We start from the raw sequence: 22169 nt of genomic DNA, 5'->3' as shown, positions 1-22169 counted from the left end.
AGAATATCATTCCAATTTGTAATGATAATTTTTTTATACCGAAAACATACATTAAATAATCGATTATAGTATATTTAATTAACTGATGTCACTAAAAACAGACGATCCCAACTATTTTGCGCATCAATATAATAATTCAGAAAAAGATAAAAAAAAAATAAGGATATTAGATTCGACACTTAGAGAAGGTGAACAACATCCCGGGATCTCATTTTCAAACAAACAACGCATCCAAATAGCTTGGATGTTAGATTCGTTTGGAGTCGATCAGATTGAAATTAGCCCTATAGTATCTGAAGATCATTTTGAGGCCACCAAAGTGATAATGAAGCAGGGGCTTAACGCTGATATTGTTGCACACGTGAGGGCAATTAAATCCGACGTAGATAGAGCCCTTGATTGTGACACTGAGTGGGTGGCGACTTATATGGGGATTTCTGATATCCATCTTGTTGCGAAATTGAGAATCTCACGCGAGGACGCTAAATCTCGGGCTCTGGAAGTGGTGGATCATATAAAATCCCATGGACTAAAATCGCGATTTACTATGGAAGATGCTAGCAGAACAGATCCTGAATTTCTAATAGATATGTGTAAAGAGATGAACAATAAGGGCATAGAGAGGATTAGTATACCTGATACGGTTGGAATTATGAGGCCCCGTGGTATGTATAATCTAGTAAAAATGGTTTACGATAACATAGATAAATCCAAGACTATGCTGGATGTTCATTGCCACAATGATGTTGGCTTGGCATTATCTAATGCGTTGTCTGGATGTGAAGCTGGCGCCGATCAAATTCACACTACTATAGATGGACTTGGGGAAAGAACGGGAATTCCAGCTCTTGCTGAGACTGCAGTAGCGTTAAATCTGATCTATAAATCAAACAACAACTTTAGGCTTCATATGTTGAAGGATTTGTCTAGAACCATTTCAGATTATACTGGAATACCAATTCATGAATCTAAACCTCTTGTTGGCGATAGTTCTTATAAACACAAGGCTGGAACTCATTTGGCTGCAATTCTGCGTAATCCATCGGCATATGAGATAATAGAACCGAAACTGGTTGGAAATAGACGTAAAATTGTGTTTGGAGAATTATCGGGCAAAAATGGATCCGCTTATCTACTGTCATTGTTAGGATTGGAGTCTACCAAAGAGAATTCAGAATCTTTGGCAAAAGGGTTAAAAGAGTTGCGCATGGGAGATATTTTAGAATTATTCTTAGATGAAAAATTAGAGAGAAAAATACTTAATGAGGAATATATGAAAAATAGTAAGGATCAAGAAGATGGCAAAAGTAAATTGTAAAGAATGTGATGCTGAAATTCCAGTACCTGACGACTCAATGCAAGGAGAAATTGTTACTTGCCCAGATTGCGGAGAAAGTTTTGAACTGGTAAAATCAGGAAACGAATTTAGTATCAAGCCAGCGCAAGTAGTTGGAGAGGATTGGGGACAATAAATATAGAGGAAGATAGTACTTCTCTCTATATTCTTTTTGATAATATCCGATGGGAGGAGAAGTCTATAATTGAAAAATCAAAGCAAGATGGAATAAATCTAAAAACTATTGATTGCAAGGATTTAGTACTTTTCCTAAACGACGACACTAACCTATTTCGAGACAAGATAATACTACAGCGTAGTGTTAGTTATTTTAGAAACTTACATTCTACTGCTGGTTTGGAGGGATTAGGGGCTAGGATGATAAATTCACTTTATACAGCCCTTATGTGTGGAAACAAACTTATTTCACATATGGAACTTCAAAAAAACAATGTTCTCACCCCAAATTCAATGTGCGCTTTTACCACTGAGTCAGCACTGCATGGCCTGGAGAAATTTGGCTATCCTGCCGTGATAAAACCTACTGTAGGGAGTTGGGGTCGCCTTATTGGATTGTTAAATGATGATGAAGCGGCAAAGGCAGTTTTAGAAGATAGAGAACATATGTTTCCAATTTATCATATTAGCTATTTTGAAGAATTTATTAAACGTCCACCACGGGATATTCGTGCTATTGTTATCGGTGAAGAGGTTGTTGCAGCAATTTATAGATATTCGGGTACCAATGAATGGAAAACAAATATGGCATTAGGAGGACACGCCTCACCATGTCCTATTACCAAGGAGTTGGAAGACATTTGCATCAAGTCTGCTAAGATATTTAAGGGTGACGTAGTGGGAGTGGATCTTATGGAAAGTGAAAAATATGGTTTGATTGTTCATGAGGTTAATAACACCACTGAATTTAAGAACACCGTGAGGGTTACAGGAGTAGATATTCCGTCACTAATTATTAAATATATGCAGAACTTGCTTGTTAAATAATTTCTGAAAATGGTATCTCCTACATTTGCAATTGAGCTTTTGAAAAATGCATTGGATATTTATACCCCATCGAGATCGGAATCTCAATTAGCCAATTTTCTGAAAGATATTTGTATGGACCTTGGTTTTGAACAGGCTAACATCGATAGCGTCGGCAATATGATTGCTGTAAGGGGAAGTGGTGATCCGACCATATTGCTTTGTGGTCATATGGACACAGTTCCAGGTATAGTTCCTGTTAGACTAGAAGGTGATTATCTTTATGGAAGAGGTGCTTCAGATGCAAAAGCTCCGCTTATCTCTATGCTATTGGCCGCAGCAGATATACCGAAACAAACTTGTACCATAGTGTTTGCGGGAGTTGTTGATGAGGAAGGTAATGCTACCGGGATAAAAAATCTAGTTAAAGATACTGCTTTAAAACCACATTATGCCATTTTTGGAGAACCGAGTGGTATAGAAAATATTACAATTTCCTATAAAGGCCGTCTAGAAATTCGTTTGATGTGTGATGTAGAGAACAGTGCCCACGCAAGTGCACCTTGGCTTGCTCTAAATGCTGTTGAAGAACTATTCAACGTGTGGAATTACTTAAAAGAATCATTTACCAGCAAAGAGATTGGAGCCTCGGATATTAACAACAGGGCAGATGAAGTAAGTTTTAGCCTCACTGAGATAACTGGAGGAACTAGTCACAATGTGACTCCTCAGAAATGTCGAATGACTGTTGATATTCGAATACCGACAAAACTGTCTTGTGACTCGGTTTTGAAGGTATTTGATAGACATGTGATCCAAATTCAAGAAAAATCGCCAAGTCTTAAAATAAAATATAGGGTAGAAGATAAGACGGAACCTTTTCAGGCAAATATATCTTCTCCTCTTGTAAGAGCCTTAGTACTTTCAATTTTGGAATCCAAAAAAAAGAGACCATTGTTACTTCGCAAGACTGGAACAGGAGATATGAATATTCTTGGTAATGTGCTTAATATTCCAGTGGTAACATATGGTCCTGGAGATCCACATTCTTCTCATACAATAGATGAAAAGGTATACATTCCGGATTACTTGACTGGAATTGAAGTATACAAAAACGCATTGTTGCACATGGTTAGACTTCACAAGAATCTTTATCCAAAGAAGACCTGAATTCTAACATTCGGAACTAAATACACTCAAATATTTATTTGTCAAATTAACCATTGAATTGCTACACATTATAGGTATTGGAATAAGTGAATTTGATTCGCTGCCAATTGGCTCTGTTGAAGTTTTAAAGAATAGTGACTTTGTGTTTCTAGAAAGGTTTACTGGTTTTATATCTGATGATTTTATGATGAAAATCCATAATATTCTCAATGATTCAAAAGAATCTCAGTTAAATTCAGGAATAGACATTAAATTTGTAAAGCGGTGGTATATAGAGGATGGAAGGGAAATTTTGGAAAAAGCGAGTTCAAATAATGTAAGCATCCTTGCTTATGGAGATCCATTGGTTGCCACTACTTACAATGAACTAATGGTCAGGGCTAAGAAACTTTCAATTGATGTTAAGGTCATTCATTCGTCTTCTGGGCTTATTTCCCTCATTGGCGAAACCGGTCTGCAGCCTTACAAATTTGGTAAGATGGTAACTTTGATGAATGATCCTATGTCTTCCATTACTGTTTATAATACAATTTATGATAATTTGAGTTTAGGGCTCCATACATTGATCTTAACGGAATACAATAATGACGACGGGATTGATAATTTCACTTCAAGCTCCAATCCATTTTACTTGTCACCAAAAAAAGTGTTTGATTTATTACTTGAGAGGGAAGCGGAAATTAAACTCGCTAATCTTTCAACCAAAACGTTTGCCATAGTTGCAAGCAAAATTGGAAGTGATGATTCACAAATACTATCTGGGAATATTGACACTTTATCTAGACTCGAATACGAAGGTGGCCCGAACTCGGTAATAATCCCTGGAAGTCTGCATTTTATTGAAGAAGATTCTGTAAGAAACTTGACTAAACTTCTTGATCCTCCTAACGGAAATTCCTCAAGAATTTCAAAGTTGGCAAACAGAATGCTAGATAAATATATTCCAAACGCCAAAATCGCACTTGCAAATTTAATAAATCTTTTAAGTTCAACCGGAGAAGGGTTACCAAAAGAGTATGAATCAGTAATTGAAAACGCAGAAAACTATTTGAACGATGCACAGACTTTTTATAATCAAGGCAAACTTGAACTAGCCATATTGAGCATAGGCTACGCGGAAGGGCTAATAGACTCACTTCGCTTTCAGAAAAATATGAATCCATGGTAAGATTTAGTAATAGTTTTTTATAGTTGAAAGTTTAGAATTGTTAATAGTTTATCTACGACTTTTTATAAAAAGGAATGTCAGATAGCAGTTCAGGATCTCCGTCTGAAGGTGATTCTCAAAATACTCACACACGACCTGAAAGGGTTAAGCGATTTAGTAAAAGAAAAAATGTAGGTCATTTGCCGTCTGAACTCCTGCAATTTGTAAAGAACGAATCATATTCGTTATTAATAAAGGGAAAGCCAGGTACAGGCAAGACAACATTTGCGTTAACTTTGTTAGATAACTTGAAAGATGACAGTAATTATTTTTATATATCCACTAGATTGTCATTAAAACAATTAGCATTCTATTTTCCCTGGATTGAAAAATTTTTCTCTAAGGATGATACCAAATCTGGCTACCGATTTGAAGATGCTCGATTAGATGAGCCCGAATCACTTTTCGAACGAATTACTAATCAACTAATGGATGTGAAATCTCCTGTTATTCTCATTGACACCTGGGACACAATAGCCTCTTTTATGGATAGGGAATCTAGGCTGAACAACGAAAGAGTATTGCAGATATGGCGAGAAAGAGCAGGTGCAAAATTAATTTTTCTGAGTGAAGCATTTGATTTAGGAATACTTGACTCCATAGTAGACGGTGTTATAACCCTTGAAAATCATATAGTTGATTCGACTAATTCTCGAAAATTGACTATAAATAAGTTAAGAGGTGTTCCTGTGCAATGTAATACATATTGCTATTCTCTTTATGGAGGGGTATTCCGATCGGCTGATAGTATCTCTGAGATAAACTTATTTGACAAGATAAATAAAACTAATGCAAATACAACACGGGTAACCATAAAACAAAAGGATACCCTATTCAAAAAGAGTACAACAAAACCAAATTTAGAAGTCACAAATATCTTCAAAGAAGATAATTTTATTAATCTGGTGGTAGATAATAAAATCTGCCAAGAGTTATTTCTATCTGCAATGATAAAACCTCTCCTAGATTGGATCAAAATCCCTGTGAATTTATTGATGATAAATAACTTCAGTAATAATTTTAGATACAAGTGCCAACAGATCCTAGGTATTCATATGCAAACAGAACTTTTAAATAATAAAGTTATTGTTCAGGAATTAAACTTTGCTGAGCCATTTGGTATTAGAAGGGATAATCACAGTGAGGCATCATTCATCAAATACAATGACGGAAATAATCTGAGCGGTCAGGAAAAAATTAACAATGTTCCTCCACTTCTGACTGGATTTACTACTAAACCAAATGAATTGTTGGAAAAAAAAGATAACATTAAAATTCTTAATTTAATGAATTCTGATAATATACAATCATTACTCAGGGAAGACTATTTTGATAAACTATTGCGAGAGAATTTTACGGTCAATGTCATAGTTCATCAGATTACTTCCACTTTGGATAAAACTTTTGCAAAGGATAATACATGGTGGGAAATGAAAGTAGAGGGCAAAAATTTGTTATTAAATAGGATGGGTAGTAACAGCATCGCTTATCAGACAATAATGGACACTGAGAGATTCTTAATTAATTGGTATCCAATTCAATAGGTTTGCTAATTGGTATTGATATATAGTAATAGAATGCAGGACTGAAAAATTGTATGTACAATTTTACATCTTTTGAGGATGCTCAGCAAACCTTGATTAAGACCAAGAATCTACAAGATGAACACAAATTACAAGGTTTTTTCTCATCTATAGGAATGTCCTCAGGGGATTATGTAAATTTGCAACTACCTCAGAATCTTGTGGTCGTAGGAGACCTCCACGGTGATTCATACAGTTTAACTAAAATCCTTGATAAAATAGATTACAGAAAATATCTTAGTAATGAAGAAAATATCTTGCTGTTTCTTGGCGATTATATAGATAGAGGCAGATTTTCATTTGAAGTCTTGTTGACTTTATGCAAGCTTAAAACTGAATTCCCTTTGAATGTTATGTTATTGAGAGGTAATCATGAGGCATATCATACCTTTCCTTTTTCTAGTTTTACTTTCGACTCTGAATTAAATGATAGATTTGGTAAAAAAGGTAAAGTTTTTTATTCAGATTATGTTGTTCCGTTGTTTGATTCTATGCCGATAGTTTGTGAAATAGAGTCTTTTGCAATCTTGCTCCATGGGGGCTTGCCGATAATAAAAGACACAAGATTTTTTGACAATTACAAGTTTAATTTATCTGATCTTTCAAAGAATACTTTGTTATTAGGAGAGTTACTCTGGAATGATCCGAGAGAATTAAGTGATGTAAAGTGGCAACCTTCTAAAAGGGGATTGGGAAAATATTTCGGAGAAAGAATCACTGACGAATGGCTCAGCAAGTTAAATTGTAGTTTTATTATCAGGGGCCATGAACCATGTAAAGGTTACAAAACCAACCATAGTTCAAAGGTAATGACAATTTTCTCTTCGAAAGAACCATATCCTAAATTTGAGTCCGGCTATTTGGGAATATCATATAACAATATGCTAAAGTGTAGAGAACAAAAATCACTTTTGAGCAATTTCATGAAACTAGTCTAGAGAATGTGGAAACCACAGTTAGTATTTTTTCACAATTCAACTTTGGATTTTATTTCCTTGCATCTTTTTCTTAAAGAGACTGTTGATATCTCGGCGACTTGACAAATTTCAACTTGCCTCAAAAACTCATTGCAATTTTGCGATGCGAGATATATAATAGATCCTGCAAGCGCTCTAGGATTCTTTCCAATTGATATCCTATTTTGCTGTACCATGGAAAAAATTCTCAAAGCTTCTCTCTTTGTTTTCTCACTCAACTGTAAACGATTACAGATCAATGTTACGTAATCTGGACCATGCAGAACTGGCATTTGCAATGAAAGCTCCTTTAAAATAAGTTTATAATGAGACATAATATCTTTGGTAGTAATATTACATGCTGTTGCAATATCTGTTATCGTCTTTGGAGTTGCTGTTTCCCTACACGCCGCATACAGTGCAGCTCCTACTAATCCCAACGTTGAGCGACCTTTAGCTAGTTTCTTGATTGCTGCTTTCCTGTAGATATATGCAGCCCCTTCGATAACTGCTTGACTCAAATAGAGCTTGTCACCAAAATTGTTTAGAAGTTTTAGCGCCTTTTCTAAATTTCTAGAAACGGAGTCATTTAGTTGTGCTCTATTGTTCCATGTTCTTAGCCTTTGTATGCTGTTTTTCTGAGACGGTTCAAGCGCTTTGCCCCTTGCATCGGTATCGCCAATCCCAATCAAGGTTGATAAACCCTTATTGTGAATAGCCAATGATTCGGGCATGCCTGTCCTAGTCCTATCATTATAACCCGAGTTAGCCCTGAAATTTGTCATAGAATCTGAATTGGGATCTTGACTAGAAACACACCCACAGGCTGAGCAAACATATTCAAACGATACATTGTCAAATATAACTGAATCACTTTTGCAAAACTCACAAATCAGTGGCTTTGATCTGTCTACCTTGCCTTCTGGATGCATGAAATTATATTCAATCCTTTATTACTTATATAAGTTATTATTTATTCTTTTTTGAAAAGTTAAGAATAACTATCTTACTATATGAATATAAGTAGAAAAATTTAGGTAAGCGAAAATAATAATAGAAAAAACAATTAAATTATTAAATAATAATATTCATAGTTATTTAATTGATTGATAATCCTGCTTTAATGATAGCTACCATTCTTTGGATTTTTTTCATCCCTAATGCAGTAAAGTTGTTCTATAGGTTTGTCAGAAATAATAAACAATTCATCGAAAAAGACCTTAGGAGAATTCCTAATGATCCTAAAATAATTTTCCAAATTACCACTAGGTCTGCGACAAGGACCAGTGTTGTGAGAAGGGGCATTCAATCAATTATTGAATCTTGTAGGGAAACTAATTACACGAAATATGAAATCCTAGTAGTTACTGAAGATCCATTCGACGAAAGGACATTGAATGACCTGCCATGCAAGGTAATATGCGTTGACAAGAATTTTTCTCCTAACGCGATAAAAAAAGCAAGAGCATTGCAGTTTGCTATTGTTTATCGTAGGAAGTTTCGAAAACAAACTTCCGATCATTGGATATTTCATATGGATGATGAAAGTTATGTTGTCCAACAAACTGTCTTGTCAATCCTGAAATTTATTCGAGAAAAGAGGGGTATCGCCAGTGAAGGACCTATATTTTATCCTTTAAAATTCGAAAAGGCAAATAGAATTACTGCTTTAGCTGAATCAATGCGAGCCTTTGGATGTTTTGAATGCGTCACTCACATGCACAATCCTCCACCCATCCATATGCATGGAAGTAATCTCTTAGTCAGGTCTGACGTTGAGGATAAAATAGGATGGGAGTTCGGTCCAATCTTGGCAGAAGATCAAAGATTTGGATATGAATTATTCAAAAAATATGGCCGTAACTCAATGGGTTGGCATGGTGGTATCTTGCTTGAACAGCCTCCGCTAAATATTAAGGATCACTTTATGCAAAGGCGTAGATGGGTAATTGGAAACCTACAAAATATAGAAAAGTTTTCGAATTTTTTCAAATTCCGCTTAATATACAAGTGCACTTCATTCTTTTTGGGGTTTGTATCTGGCGTTATATCTCTTGCATTAGCAATGTACATAAACATCCCGAAGGTAATTAGCGTTCTTTCTTATGCCAGTTTTGACTGGAATAATAACCTTAGTTTTGATTTGTCCGTTTGGTTTGATAGGTTAATACATATTAACAGTACGTATAATGAAATCTTGCGACCTCTTACTGACATTCAAGTATTTGATAGTACTCTAGGTTTAATCCTGATATTTTCTAGTACGGTTTGGCTGCTTTCATACCAAGTCGGATTATTCCTTAATCTTAAGTACACACGTATCGGCATACCAAAAAGAATACTATTGCATATACAGACCTTGATATTGGCTCCTTTCCTTGGCCTGATAGAATCATTTCCAGCTTTTTACTCTGTCATAGAATTCTATTTTCATAAATTAATAAAGCAAAATAGGCTAAAGTCATACGATTTTTATGTTGTAAAGAAATAAATCCCATTTTTGTTGCAACATTGATTTAATTTAAACAATGATTTGGTTGATTTGATTAATCGCTGTGTTACATCTACTTAAAATTAATAGTGGAGGAGGTGGGATTCGAACCCACGAACCCCTAAAGGACGGGATTTCTTATTTTATATCTTGAGTCCTGCGCGTTTGACCAGGCTACGCGACTCCTCCTTTTCTGATAATGAATAATCCCCTGATTTATAATCTTTTGATCTTTTTGGTTTATTTCATTTGTAAGCTTTTAACAAACAATTAAATGCCAAAATTTTATATTGATTAGATCTGAAGAGATAAACGATGACTATGAAGATAAATGAACTAACAAATGATATGAGGCATGTAACCGTCCAAGGAACAATTGAAAAGATTAGTGAGCCTAGAACTGTTAATTTGCGAGCAGGTGGTTCGGCACTGGTGGCTGATGCAATAATTTCTGACGATACCGGTAGTATCAAGCTCTCGTTGTGGGATGACCAAATTAAAATGGTTAAAGAAGGTGATAAAATAGGGATAGAGAATGGTTATACACAGGCCTTTAGGGGAGAGAATAGTCTTAACATTGGACGATATGGTAAGATATCGGTTTTGGACGAATAACTTTTAGACTTTTAGCTATTTTGCTAAAGTTAGCCCATAACGATTATATTTTCAAATTTTCATTTGAAAAAATTGATTTTTGATTAAAATTTGATTATAAAATTAAAAATCTAAGAAAGAAGTTCCGTTTTTATCCCAAGAAAGTATTGACCAAATAACTAGACATTTTTAAAAAAATTCTGAATGAGGCTCTAATGATTTTCGATGTCCTTGATTTGATATTGTTACTAATGAGTAATATTGGTAATGCATCTATTATTATCAACCATTTACTGTTACATGATCACAATATAATCTACTTTCATATGATAACAAAATGATTATCATGTTCAATTATGATTAACTCCTATATCTTATTTAATAATTCTACTTGTTAATGTATCCCATCAAATATTTGATTTTATTTTTATTAATTATTCCTATTCTTCTTCTATTTGGGATGACTATCTCACTCTTCAGTCTCCATGTACAAGCAATTGAAATTATTACCCCCTCAAACAATACCTGTTGCAAAAATATGACCAACTTTTCTATAGCCCCTGATCCAAGCCTATCTTCAACTTCAAAAATATCTGATGCTATTCCATTAAAGAAAATAAACACCGAAAATGAGAAAAACGTTATTACCCCATCAAACAATACCTGTTGCAAAAATATGACCAACTTTTCTATAGCCCCTGATCCAAGCCTATCTTCAACTTCAAAAATATCTGATGCTATTCCATTAAAGAAAATAAACACCGAAAATGAGAAAAACGTTATTACCCCATCAAACAATACCTGTTGCAAAAATATGACCAACTTTTCTATAGCCCCTGATCCAAGCCTATCTTCAACTTCAAAAATATCTGATGCTATTCCATTAAAGAAAATAAACACTGACACCAACTTGCAAAGCTCAAAGTCTACTATACTGCCTAATCACAAGTACACTAATTTTGAAGAATCAGAAAATTTGGGAAATCCTAACTTGTCTGATGACTATGAAAATCAACTAGGAAATTTACTTGGTAAGCCAGGTTCTTCTAACGGCAATGACAATGACAATGACAACGGCAATGACAATGACAACGGCAATGACAATGACAACGGCAATGACAATGACAACGGCAATGACAATGACAACGGCAATGACAATGACAACGGCAATGACAATGACAACGGCAATGACAATGACAACGGCAATGACAATGACAACGGCAATGACAATGACAACGGCAATGACAATGACAACGGCAATGACAATGACAACGGCAATGACAATGACAACGGCAATGACAATGACAACGGCAATGACAAAAGGTTAGATGATCTTAAAGTTATATTTGGAAAGGTTTTTTCATAAGAGAAATTACTTTTCCTACTTCGAATTTATTAGACATTCTAGGACTTGGAACATATTCTTAACCTCTTTCGAAGGACCCTTAATATCAATTTTAATCCCGCCATTTATTGAAATTTTTGCTAAATTTAACAAGCCTCTCTTTTCTTTGTATTCCAATCCTTGAAGTCTTTCAATTTTTTCGCAAATAACATCTTCAGACTTGTTGATCAAACCACTTTCTCTATAGAGTACAATTCTTTTATTTGTTATGAAAAGGTCATATTTTTTATTCTCATATTCAATATCCCTTTTACAGATGAATTTAACATGTTCTTCAGGTACAAGAAAGTCCTTGAGAGGCATCTTAGTGTTCTGTTGCAATAGTGATATATATCAAATCTAGTTTACTCATTTAATCCGTTTGGTAATTAAAATTTAGCTTGATTTAGACAAGTATTTACTTGGACTATATCTTGAAACACCTGGTTCCTTCACATGCATTGTAAACCTCCATTTTCTTTCAGTCTCTGATGTTATGCCAATTCGACGGGACTGAACAATTATAAAGTCCTTTTCTATACCATTTTCCTCTACGTAAAAATATTTATTCGTATTCTCTACGAGGTCAAAACGGTTGTGTCTATTTCCTATTTTAAATGCCTGGGTTAATTTTCCCGGACCTGATGTTAAGTTAAAAAGATGCATTGATCTTCGTAGTATTTTCATAACACCTATTCCTTCAATTGGTTCTAATGATCTAATTAAGACCGCGCCCGCCAAAGAGTTTCTTTCTTTGGCAACTATGTTCATACAATAATGATTACCATATATAAAATAAATATATGCCGTTCCAGCGTTACCAAACATCGCCATATTTCTAGTTGTCATACCTTTGTATGCATGACTGGCCTGATCATCAATAAAGCCGTATGCCTCTGTTTCAGTTATTATTCCACTAAGCCTAATATATTGTCCAAAGAATGTGACATGTTTAACTAATAATTTCCCAATCAATGATTGTGCTACCTTATGAGTCTCCCGTTCGAAAAAATCTCTGCTTAGTCTCATTCTTTGTGTTAAAGTAATATAAGGTGTCTATATTTTTTTATTCATGGAATATAGAATTAAAGATATTTCTCTTGCTGATAAAGGTAAGAAGAAAATTGAATGGGCAGAGTCCCATATGCCTGTATTATTATCCTTGATGAAAAAATATGAGGATTCCAAACCTTTAAAAGATGTTGTAGTAGGGGGCTGCTTACACGTAACTAAGGAGACCGCCGTATTAACTAAAACTCTTGCTGCAGCAGGTGCTACTGTAGCATGGTCAGGATGTAATCCTTTAAGCACTAATGATGATATTGCTGCCTCGCTAGTCAAGGATGAAGGATTATCTATTTTCGCAAGCCGAGGGGTTAACAATAAGGAGTATTATGATGATATATACTCAGTTTTAAAATTTAATCCTGACATTACAATAGATGATGGAGCAGATTTGACGATTGAATTTCATAAGAATTTGGACAAATATGGAAAAAATATTAAGGGAGGTACCGAAGAGACCACCACCGGCGTACAACGACTCAAGGCCTTGGAGAAAAACTCAAAGTTAGGCTACCCGATAGTAGCGGTTAATGATGCGGAAACAAAACATGATTTTGATAATGTTTACGGAACCGGCCAGTCGGCTTTGGATGGAATCATACGTGCCACAAATGTCTTATTATCAGGGAAAACTGTAGTTGTCGCCGGGTATGGACACGTTGGAAAAGGGATTGCTAGTAGGGCTAGAGGATTTGGAGCTTCAGTTATTGTTACCGAGATTGATCCGATAAATGCATTAAAAGCTAGAATGGATGGGTTTATGGTAAAGACCATGCAGGATGCTGCTTCTGCCGGTGATGTATTTATCACATCTACAGGTTGTAAAGATGTTATTACTGGGTCTCATTTTGAAACGATGAAAGATGGTGTAATTTTGGCTAATGCAGGGCATTTTAATGTAGAAATTTCTATAGATGACCTTACTACGATTTCCAAAAGCAGCAAGGCGATTAACGAAAACGTCGAGCAATACATTTTAAACAATCAAAAGAAAGTTAATCTTATTGGAGAGGGCCGATTGGTCAATTTGGTCGCTGCTGAAGGTCATCCCTCTGAAGTCATGGATATGAGTTTTGCTAACCAATTCTTGTCAGTCCTCAATCTTGTTAAGAATAAAGGCAAGTTTGAAAATAGAATTTATAATATAGACAAAGAGCAGGATTTGCTCATTGCCAGTTTAAAACTCGAATCGATGGGTATTTCTATTGACAAGTTATCTGAGAGCCAAAATACCTACATAAATGAGTATGGTGAAGGAACTTGAGATAAAAACATAGGAAAATCAATTTGAACAAATCCTTTTTTATGGGTCGATTACAAACAAAGATTAATTAATGTTTTTTAATATCAATTATTGAGTTCTATGAAAGGATGGGTAGTCTAGGCTGGTTAGGATACCTGTCTCACACACAGGTGGTCGAGAGTTCAAATCTCTCCTCATCCACTCATGTAATTAATTCTTACAATTACCCTATGTAAATAGCAACATGGAGACATATACAACGAATGTTACAGCAAGAAATACTTTAGTTACTAAAAATGATTTTTCGAGAGCATTTGAATAGTCATCAAATTGATCGTTTCCCATGACCATGACCCTACTTTCAGTCTTGTAAATCTCAAATGTGGATGGATTTGTCCTATTTTTGGCGCTTATGGCCAAATGATCAAGAACTTCTATTATTCTTTCCACTGGTGTTACGTCACCAAGGGTATAGTACCCTTTAGTATTCCGTTTGCCAGAGGTAGCATGAGTATCTGATGTGCAGATTTCTATTATTTTAAATCCTTTGCTTCTTAAAGACTCGATTATTCTCTCTCTTATGCCATTTTTCATATTGTTTGAATCTGTCCAACATAGTAAATGATCCACATCTTTGATTGAAATCACGAGAACTCCAAATTGACCTTTACCAAGATCCGGAAATTTCTCTAAATCTTTGAACTTAAGGTCTTCATTTTGATAACTATTCGTATATCCTATCTTAAACTTATGTTGTGACGATACAACCAATTTTTGCAAACATTCTTTTCCAATCTTGACTAACCTTTTGATATCTTCTTGTTCTATCTTTGCGCCCATCGAATTATGGGCATCAATTATCAGAATCTGTTCAAATCCAATTTCTTTTGCATATTTCTCCAAATCTATCTTAACATCAAGTGGAATATCTTCCATTCCGCTTGGAGACTTTGAGAATAAAATAATGACATTCTTTCCAAGTGCGAATCCACTACAATTACAATCCTTTTCTGAAATCGTTATGGGAACGGTACATTTGTCCCCTGATTCTAAATGCGCATTCTGTGTCAAAGAGTTGAGATACTTTTCAACTTCTTTTTTGGATGGTACGTTTAGAGAATGATCTGATATACTGTGCATAACCATTGCTGACTTTGAATAAAATCTAAATATGTCATAGGGCAAATTACTTCCCCCAATGGGGTTAAATGGTCCCGGATGAAGCTCTGGTAGAATGAGTGAAATTTCTTTTTGAGACTCTGGGTGGAACTTTACATGTAGTGTATTAACAACCTTTGGATCAGCTTTTGCTTCTGCAATTTTTTCCATTTCATCTGATTTATTCTCAGTCCATGCAATCAAAAATGCTTGAAGAATCTTGAATGCACTTTTAAAATTTGGTCTTCCTATTCTGTCAACCACTATAGTCCACAAAACTCCAATAAATAATATGACTGAACCAAACAAATAAACTGTAAAATTTGTATAAAAAATGTGATTGAAGTAAAAGAAGGAGAACAGGATAAAAATTATTAAGGGTTGGATAAATGATATTAAAATAGTTCTTTTTAAGGTAGCTCCAAACACTGATACAAAAATCCCTATTCTAAGACCAATTGCCATGAACATTCCCTGAAGTACAAAATTAATATTTGGACTATTGGTATTAATTATGAATTCTGATATAAATCCGCCTATAACAGTTAATGTCCATAAAAGGTTGGCAAATGCTGAAACATGTAGTACCTTTGAAAATCTGTTCAAGGGTGTACCCCTGAGGGATAAATAGTCAAATACTAAGGTTATGGAAAATATTAGGGCAATTATAGGAAAACTGATCAAGAAATCTGTAACTGTATGAGGAGTGATTACAAAATTAATAAGGGCTACATTAGTAACTAGGCTTAATATAGAAATTAAGAATGAAAATTTTTCAGAAGACGGATTTATGTTTGTAAAAAGCCATCTTTTGTGGAGGCTAGAAACGCTGTCTGATTCAAAATCACTCATTAACAGTCAAAAAAATTAAACTGGAATCAAAACCTTGATTACTATGGATATTGCAATAAGCGCACCTGCTATTCCTAAGATTATCTCTGGCTTTACTTTAATCCCTTTAGTTTCATCTTCAAAAAATCTTAATAATCCAGCACTGGATGCCGGTAACGGTGCATTCTTTTTCGCCTTCTTACTCATATTTAAAATTATCATGTTGGAAATAAATACATTACTGTATAGAAATTGGTGTCATAAATGACTAAAGCCAAACTAATTTATAAAAATATTTCACAAGATGCTCTTATTGAAAAAGTTACAAATCGGAGTCATAGGATACAATAGTGGTAGTACCATCAATATAAGCAATGAAACCCTCAATCTTGCGTATACTTTAGGCTCCGAAATTGCTAAGAGAAAAGCCATCCTGATTAGCGGTGGCCTAGGGGGGGTGATGCAGGCATCTTGCAAGGGGGTTAGAGACCATAATGGTTTTGCGATTGGGATTGTTCCCCAGAATTGCCCAGATGAGGCTAATGAATATTGTGATGCAGTTATTAGCACCGGGATAGGACTCTCAAGAGATTTCATAGTTGCATATTCATCTGACGGAATTATTTCGGTAGGTGGAGGAGTTGGTACTTTAATTGAACTTTGTGTAGGCTACATGACAAGGAAACCGATGGTTGCAATTCGGGGGAGTGGTGGAGTATCTGATATTTATGGTGGAAAATATTTAGACGAGAGGAAACGAATTGAAATAGAATATATCAATGATCCTGTGATAGCTGTTGATCATTTAATTAATAAATTACAGAAGGCTTGCTAACGCTATCTTTGAAAGTTATTTAAAGAAACAAAAGGAGTGACATGCCATTAGAATCTTAATATTTACAACCACTGCTGGTCGAAATCTTTCTTTTAAAAGGAAAAAAGAATTTATACTATAGATCTTAAATAATCATTTGGTTTGTAAAAATCCCCCTCACATTTTTCAAGCTCCAGTAAATGTCTAACCAATTTTTCGGTACCATTCTTACTTACTAATTCAAAAATTTCTGTTTTCATCCCCATTCCCAACTTAAGCGCAGTATCTAGGTCTGCCTTAGTACAGACTTCATTTTCCAGAAGCCAAGATGCATTGTTTGCTGCTACACCTAAAATAGAACTAATGTCATACTGAGAAGCCTTTTCAGGTGTAAGGTTAATTCTTTCATAATTTTCCCCTTGGTATGTGTAAAATCCCTTCCCGGTTTTTTGACCTAGCTCATTTTTGTCAAATAGCACTTTTACTGAGGGATGCATTCTTAAGACATTCTTGTCTCTTAAATTCATTTCAAATGAAGCTTTGTAAATTACATCTAGTCCTGTATAGTCGGCCAATTCAAAAATTCCCATTGGAAAATCCAACTTGTATTTTACAGCTGAATCAATTATTTCCATGGAAACGTGGTCTCTATCCAATGAGTAAAGTGCCTCATGCACAAGAGGTATAAATATACGATTGACGATGAAGCCTGAGACGTCTTTTTTGCATATTACTGGCTGTTTATTTAGACTTTTTACAAATGCAGTTAACTCTTTTGTAACAATTTCATCCGTTCCAATACCTGGTATGACTTCGACTAATTTCATGAGTTGAGGGGGGTTAAAAAAATGAATACCAATGAATTTTTGAGGACGTGAAGTCAATGAACTTAGTTCTGAGATAGGCAACGTACTTGTATTGGATGCAAAGATGGTATTCTCACTGGATAAACCCTCTAACTCACCATAAACCTTTTTTTTAAGGTTAAAGTCTTCTGGGACAGCTTCGATTATTAAATCCGCTTCTTTAGTTGCAGTCTTTAGATCGACCGTTGGAGTAATATTGTTAATGTATTTTTCTGCATCCATCTTGGTAATTTTGGACTTTTCTGTTAGTTTTTCCAATGACCATTTAATTTTTTGCATTGCCTTATTCAGAAATTTTTGATCAATATCCCTGAGATTAACTTTGTAACCTGCCATTGCAGATACTTGGGCAATTCCATGGCCCATGATTCCAGATCCTAATACAGTAATATTTTTGATTGCCATTTTTTTGATAATTAAAGTATTTATTATAATGTCTTTTATTTCATTCTAAATTATTTTTAGAAAAAAAAGTATCAGTTATTTTGGTTTGTTTGGTTCCCTTTCTGACTGCTCTATTGGATTTCTTTCCCACTGCTTTATCTACAATTTTTAATATGTTGTTGTCTTTAGTTTCATTTACATAAATCAAATAAATTGATGCTGCAACTTTATCTTCCGTTTTCCTTATAACCCTACCAATTCGCTGAGCTATTTGATTGATATTTGATGTGTTAGATAAAATTACTGCTATTTTGACATTAGGTATATCAAATCCAATTTCTAAAGTATGAACTGATAATAAAGGGAAGAATTCTACTCCCCAATTCTCTAAAATTAATTTCCTGTCATTATTTTTTGTTTTTGAATGGATCATTTCAGATTTTATCCCTCGTTGAGCGAGTATCTCACTTAATTTGGTAATTGATTCTATCGTCTCACTAAAAACCATCAATTTTTCTGTTTTATGTTTCTCAATTATAGAAACAGCCATATTTAACTTCTGTCTAGACGAGTTAAGCAAATCTTTCCTGATTCTTACTTGGTTAAACCACTCCTTGGCGTACTTTGCTCGTGCCCCACCTTGGTACAGAATCTTTGATAAGACACTTGGATCGTAAGCATTTAGCTTGTAGGAAATTTCTCTAATTGACTCACTAGTTTTTACATAGGTGTTCCTCTCATCGCTCGTAAGATTTACAGCTATAGAAATAATTTCAGGTTTGGCTAATCGACCATCATCAACTGCTTCCTTGATCAAATATCTTTTTACAGGTGGTATGACTTTGATTATTTCCTCATATTTTGGGTCGAGTTCATTTATGGTAGCAGTGAGACCTAAGATCTTCCTTTTTGAACTTTGAGTTATTATATTGAAAAGTCTCTTAAATGAAAATGCGGTGTTACTTAGAAGATGAACTTCATCAAGTATAACCAATTCGCTATCATTTACTAATTGGTGATTTTTTATTGCGCTTTGGTAAGTTGAAATCGTAATCTCTTTTTGGTCCTTTTTGTCGCCATAAAAACATCCAACTTTATCTGGGCTAATGCTGTACTTGTGCAATCGGATAATATTTTGCTCAATTAATACGATTCTGGGAACTAAAAAAAGAATGTTATATGATTCAACCGAAGATATTGGTTTTTTATTATTTCCAGCATCGTTAAAACAGGCCCTTCTTGCACATTCGAAGGCAATTTCGGTCTTTCCAGTACCTGTTGAATAAATTATGGATCCTTTGTAATTATGCTTGATCCATGCATTTACTGCAGCGTTTTGATCTGGTTTTAAGTTAAAAGGAAATTTCAGTGAAGCAATTGCTGGGGTCACGTTTTTGAAATATGTCTTTTTTTATTTATTTCTTGCATTTTAGGCTTTTGTTCATCTTCACATCCTATTTTAATCTCTCAATTGAGAATGGATTAACAATTAACAATTTCCTCCACTTTGAACTTCATACAATTGCCATATGCTATCTTGGAATGTATTTTATTTGCAAATCTGTACATAACAATAATATTTTTTTAGAATTTTGGATTTGATCCCAAAAGATGTATTCTATTTATATTATGTCTTGACCATGGAGATTGATACTAAGCAAGGCTTAATAATAGGATTTAGGTATATTAGGCAATAATAGATGGCTGTGATATGCAAAAAATGTGGCCTGCCTGATGATTTATGTGCTTGTGGAGAGTTGGATAAAGAGGATACTCGAATAGTAGTCCGGTTGGAAACTCGTCGTTTTTCTAAAACAACAACCATGATTGAGGGATTGGATCCCAAGATCAACGATATTCACACAATCGTTAAAGAGCTAAAGAGCAGGTTAGCATGCGGTGGAACAGCCAAGGATGGTTTTATTTTATTACAAGGTGATCATAGGGATATAGTTAAGAATTACTTGGTAGTTAAGGGTTTTAACGAAGCTTCAATTGAAGTCATGTAACTTTTAGAAAAGTTAAAGCTATTGTCAAGTAGAAACACCATTGAAAAGATTATCGAAGGAATAAAACACAGCTTAATACTATTTATGGTTGCTGTTACATTAGCCTCCTTTGCAATTGGAATTTTTCTTGTTTTTTTTACAAACCTTGGTGGTGATATATCTTGGTCTCAAAATGTTTCACTGGACTTTTTATTGATTAATATTTTTGGTTTCCAGTCTCCTCAATTCAACTTAGGCATTACTTTTTTATTTTTTTTATCTGTTTATCTGATTTGTTATCTGTATTGTTTAATTTATCCACACTCGATTCTAAGGCAAAATATATTTAGAAAGTGGAATTTGATACGAACAAAACGGTTACAAGAGCAAAAATCAGTTAGGCCTGAACAAAATTCAAATTTACTCATAATAGCAATCTCATGGTTTTCGGGATACTTTTTATTATCTGTGATCATTGATACAATACAGCAACTATTCGGAGTAACGTTGGGAAATCCGTTGACTGAAAATGCTTTACTTTCATTCTTTTATTTGTCGGCAGCACCTCTCAATGAAGAGATCCTATTTAGAGTATTACTTTTAGGAGTACCTTTACTATTGATATTTTCGCCTATCAAAAAAGGAAATTTTGTTTTATTTTTAAATCATCCTTATAAATTCTTGGCACCTAATAAAACTAGGTATACTATTATGTGTATATCTATTGTTATTGTTATTAATTCTGTAATTTTTGGTATGTCTCATGTCTTTTTTGGAGGCGGATACGAAGTTGGAAAAATAACTCAGGCAGCTTTGGGAGGACTAGTATTAGCATGGATTTATTATAGGTATGGACTTGCAACTGCAATAGTATTTCACTGGATATCAAACTTTGTATTTTTTGCGTATAGTATTCTTGGTTTTTACCTTTTCGGGACCCCTTGGAATACCGAAACTGATAGTATCTTCCTGAGTGCAATTTCAATTGGTTTTATTATTATTGGTATTCTGTTTTTATATCAGCTTACAACAAAAATATTAAAAAAGTATGTTGTAAACTAATAAAATTGTTGACTATAATTTAAGATGTGTTTTTAATCCTTTATACCTGTTCCTAATTGTAACCTCTGTTACACCAGCGGCTTCTGCAACATCTTTCTGGGTTTTGTTCTCTCCATTCATAACACATGCTACGTATAGGGCGGCTGCCGCTAATCCCATAGGATCCTTACCTGCTGAAATCTTACCTTCTTCTGCTTTTTTAAGAATTTCTAACGCCTTTCTTTTGGTTTTTTCTGTCAATCCTGCTTTACTGGCAATTCTTGCAACACACTTTACTGGGTCCACTACTGGCATTTTCAGATCTAATTCTCTTATCAAAAGCCTATAGCAACGAGCTACATCTTTTTTCTTTATGTTGCTTGCATTTGCTACATCTTTTAATGTTCTTGGAGTTTCCGTATCTCTACAAGCCGCATACAAAGCAGCTGCCACCAATGCTGAAATTGATCTGCCTCTCACTAGCCCCTTCTCCAAGGCTTTACGGTAAACGTATGCCGCTTTTTCAATTACTGCGTCACCAACTGCCAATTTATCCTTTAATCTATCAAGTTCACTAAATGCCTGTCTAAAGTTTCTATCAACAGGCTCGTGAACTTGGCTTCTACTATCCCATGTCCTTAATCTTTCAATAGTGCTTTTCATTGAAGCTGATAATGGTTTTCCAGATGCATCTTTATCAACAGGTCCTATGATAGTAGCTAATCCCATATCATGCATCGCCAGCGACGTAGGGACTCCTGCCCTACTACGATCTTCGTGCTCTTCCTTTGAAAAAGCTCTCCATTCGGGGCCCGTTTCTTCTATTCTTTCAGTTACTACAAATCCGCAATTACCACAAAACATTTCACCCGTTGAATTATCTGTAACCATAGGACCTTTGCCGCATCGGGGGCATCGATCGCCAAACATAGATATATCTTTTACCAACTTATATCACCACAAAACTTATAAACCAATTCCACATATATTTATATCTTTCCTTACTTATAAATATATCGGAAATTATTAAATAATGAAAATTAATACTTTGCTTTATTCCTTTTTCTCCTTTCA

General features: G+C 34.6%; 23 protein-coding genes and 2 tRNA genes. 15 read left to right on the top strand and 10 right to left on the bottom strand.

Going from position 1 to position 22169, the window contains the following annotated elements; translation table 11 throughout:
* Positions 1–85 precede the first annotated feature (85 nt).
* The 7 genes from F1Z66_RS05520 (at position 86) to F1Z66_RS05490 (ending at position 7218) form a co-directional block, all read left to right on the top strand.
* Positions 86–1318: a LeuA family protein gene (locus F1Z66_RS05520; protein WP_149862603.1), complete on the top strand. Its 1233-nt coding sequence runs from the start codon at positions 86–88 to the stop codon at positions 1316–1318.
* Positions 1299–1472: an alpha-aminoadipate/glutamate carrier protein LysW gene (gene lysW/argW / locus F1Z66_RS05515; RefSeq protein WP_149862602.1), complete on the top strand. Its 174-nt coding sequence runs from the start codon at positions 1299–1301 to the stop codon at positions 1470–1472. The genes F1Z66_RS05520 and lysW/argW overlap by 20 nt, the downstream gene beginning before the upstream one ends.
* The gene (gene lysX, locus F1Z66_RS05510) at positions 1460–2341 is read left to right on the top strand and encodes a lysine biosynthesis protein LysX (RefSeq protein WP_201448471.1); all 882 of its coding nucleotides are present in this window, start codon (positions 1460–1462) and stop codon (positions 2339–2341) included. The genes lysW/argW and lysX overlap by 13 nt, the downstream gene beginning before the upstream one ends.
* Before the next feature lie 9 nt (positions 2342–2350).
* On the top strand, positions 2351–3490 hold the full coding sequence (locus F1Z66_RS05505; protein ID WP_149862601.1) for a M20/M25/M40 family metallo-hydrolase: 1140 nt from the start codon (positions 2351–2353) through the stop codon (positions 3488–3490).
* Between the two features lie 58 nt (positions 3491–3548).
* Positions 3549–4658: a diphthine synthase gene (gene dph5 / locus F1Z66_RS05500; protein WP_149862600.1), complete on the top strand. Its 1110-nt coding sequence runs from the start codon at positions 3549–3551 to the stop codon at positions 4656–4658.
* Between the two features lie 74 nt (positions 4659–4732).
* On the top strand, positions 4733–6241 hold the full coding sequence (locus tag F1Z66_RS05495; protein ID WP_149862599.1) for an RAD55 family ATPase: 1509 nt from the start codon (positions 4733–4735) through the stop codon (positions 6239–6241).
* A 53-nt stretch (positions 6242–6294) separates the two neighbouring features.
* Positions 6295–7218: a metallophosphoesterase family protein gene (locus tag F1Z66_RS05490; protein WP_149862598.1), complete on the top strand. Its 924-nt coding sequence runs from the start codon at positions 6295–6297 to the stop codon at positions 7216–7218.
* A gap of 29 nt (positions 7219–7247) precedes the next feature.
* On the opposite strand, the gene F1Z66_RS05485 is transcribed toward F1Z66_RS05490, so the two are convergent.
* A complete protein-coding gene (locus F1Z66_RS05485) occupies positions 7248–8168 on the bottom strand; it encodes a transcription initiation factor IIB (RefSeq protein ID WP_149862597.1) in 921 nt (306 codons plus the stop codon).
* Positions 8169–8338: 170 nt separating this feature from the next.
* Here F1Z66_RS05485 and F1Z66_RS05480 point away from each other — a divergent pair, with 170 nt between their 5' ends.
* Positions 8339–9727 (top strand): glycosyltransferase family 2 protein, encoded by a 1389-nt coding sequence (locus tag F1Z66_RS05480; RefSeq protein ID WP_149862596.1) that lies wholly within the window; start codon positions 8339–8341, stop codon positions 9725–9727.
* 90 nt (positions 9728–9817) lie between these two features.
* Here the strand turns inward: F1Z66_RS05480 and F1Z66_RS05475 are convergent.
* Positions 9818–9916 (bottom strand) — tRNA-Leu (locus F1Z66_RS05475).
* A gap of 126 nt (positions 9917–10042) precedes the next feature.
* Here F1Z66_RS05475 and F1Z66_RS05470 point away from each other — a divergent pair.
* Positions 10043–10342, top strand: a complete 300-nt coding sequence (locus F1Z66_RS05470) for an OB-fold nucleic acid binding domain-containing protein (RefSeq protein ID WP_230207465.1) — start codon at positions 10043–10045, stop codon at positions 10340–10342.
* 366 nt (positions 10343–10708) lie between these two features.
* Here F1Z66_RS05470 and F1Z66_RS15805 read toward each other — a convergent pair whose 3' ends face one another.
* Positions 10709–11143: a hypothetical protein gene (locus F1Z66_RS15805; protein ID WP_159357289.1), complete on the bottom strand. Its 435-nt coding sequence runs from the start codon at positions 11141–11143 to the stop codon at positions 10709–10711.
* On the opposite strand from F1Z66_RS15805, the gene F1Z66_RS15290 reads away from it, so the two are divergent.
* Positions 11136–11687: a hypothetical protein gene (locus tag F1Z66_RS15290; protein ID WP_159357290.1), complete on the top strand. Its 552-nt coding sequence runs from the start codon at positions 11136–11138 to the stop codon at positions 11685–11687. The two genes, F1Z66_RS15805 and F1Z66_RS15290, sit on opposite strands and share 8 nt — an antisense overlap.
* 15 nt (positions 11688–11702) lie before the next feature.
* Here the strand turns inward: F1Z66_RS15290 and F1Z66_RS05455 are convergent, their stop codons facing one another.
* Together F1Z66_RS05455 and F1Z66_RS05450 are read right to left on the bottom strand one after the other, a co-directional pair.
* The gene (locus F1Z66_RS05455; RefSeq protein WP_149862594.1) at positions 11703–12047 is read right to left on the bottom strand and encodes a PH domain-containing protein; all 345 of its coding nucleotides are present in this window, start codon (positions 12045–12047) and stop codon (positions 11703–11705) included.
* Between the two features lie 54 nt (positions 12048–12101).
* Positions 12102–12734 carry a DNA-3-methyladenine glycosylase gene (locus F1Z66_RS05450; protein WP_149862593.1) on the bottom strand — a complete coding sequence of 211 codons (633 nt, stop codon included), beginning with the start codon at positions 12732–12734 and terminating at the stop codon, positions 12102–12104.
* A gap of 43 nt (positions 12735–12777) precedes the next feature.
* Here F1Z66_RS05450 and ahcY point away from each other — a divergent pair, with 43 nt between their 5' ends.
* Positions 12778–14034 carry an adenosylhomocysteinase gene (ahcY, locus tag F1Z66_RS05445; protein ID WP_149862592.1) on the top strand — a complete coding sequence of 419 codons (1257 nt, stop codon included), beginning with the start codon at positions 12778–12780 and terminating at the stop codon, positions 14032–14034.
* 105 nt (positions 14035–14139) lie between these two features.
* Positions 14140–14214, top strand: a tRNA-Val gene (locus tag F1Z66_RS05440).
* A 27-nt stretch (positions 14215–14241) separates the two neighbouring features.
* Here F1Z66_RS05440 and F1Z66_RS05435 read toward each other — a convergent pair.
* A complete protein-coding gene (locus tag F1Z66_RS05435; RefSeq protein ID WP_149862591.1) occupies positions 14242–16023 on the bottom strand; it encodes a DUF2070 family protein in 1782 nt (593 codons plus the stop codon).
* A 15-nt stretch (positions 16024–16038) separates the two neighbouring features.
* A complete protein-coding gene (locus tag F1Z66_RS05430; protein WP_149862590.1) occupies positions 16039–16209 on the bottom strand; it encodes a preprotein translocase subunit Sec61beta in 171 nt (56 codons plus the stop codon).
* A 97-nt stretch (positions 16210–16306) separates the two neighbouring features.
* Here F1Z66_RS05430 and F1Z66_RS05425 point away from each other — a divergent pair, with 97 nt between their 5' ends.
* Positions 16307–16837, top strand: coding sequence for a TIGR00725 family protein (locus tag F1Z66_RS05425; RefSeq protein ID WP_149862589.1), 531 nt, complete (start codon positions 16307–16309; stop codon positions 16835–16837).
* A 110-nt stretch (positions 16838–16947) separates the two neighbouring features.
* Here F1Z66_RS05425 and F1Z66_RS05420 read toward each other — a convergent pair whose 3' ends face one another.
* Together F1Z66_RS05420 and F1Z66_RS05415 are read right to left on the bottom strand one after the other, a co-directional pair.
* Entirely contained in the window at positions 16948–18087 is a 1140-nt protein-coding gene (locus F1Z66_RS05420) for a 3-hydroxyacyl-CoA dehydrogenase (RefSeq protein ID WP_149862588.1), read from the bottom strand.
* Positions 18088–18127: 40 nt separating this feature from the next.
* Positions 18128–19456, bottom strand: coding sequence for a DEAD/DEAH box helicase (locus tag F1Z66_RS05415; protein ID WP_149862587.1), 1329 nt, complete (start codon positions 19454–19456; stop codon positions 18128–18130).
* Between the two features lie 310 nt (positions 19457–19766).
* Here F1Z66_RS05415 and yciH point away from each other — a divergent pair, with 310 nt between their 5' ends.
* Together yciH and F1Z66_RS05405 are read left to right on the top strand one after the other, a co-directional pair.
* Entirely contained in the window at positions 19767–20075 is a 309-nt protein-coding gene (gene yciH / locus F1Z66_RS05410; protein ID WP_149862586.1) for a stress response translation initiation inhibitor YciH, read from the top strand.
* Positions 20076–20096: 21 nt separating this feature from the next.
* On the top strand, positions 20097–21116 hold the full coding sequence (locus F1Z66_RS05405; protein ID WP_149862585.1) for a CPBP family glutamic-type intramembrane protease: 1020 nt from the start codon (positions 20097–20099) through the stop codon (positions 21114–21116).
* Between the two features lie 12 nt (positions 21117–21128).
* On the opposite strand, the gene F1Z66_RS05400 is transcribed toward F1Z66_RS05405, so the two are convergent.
* Positions 21129–22025 (bottom strand): transcription initiation factor IIB, encoded by an 897-nt coding sequence (locus F1Z66_RS05400; RefSeq protein WP_134485877.1) that lies wholly within the window; start codon positions 22023–22025, stop codon positions 21129–21131.
* Positions 22026–22169 lie beyond the last annotated feature (144 nt).

The organism is Candidatus Nitrosocosmicus agrestis, from assembly GCF_008389435.1.
In the GTDB taxonomy this organism is placed as follows: domain Archaea; phylum Thermoproteota; class Nitrososphaeria; order Nitrososphaerales; family Nitrososphaeraceae; genus Nitrosocosmicus; species Nitrosocosmicus agrestis.
This window is presented reverse-complemented; position numbering and strand designations above follow the sequence as displayed.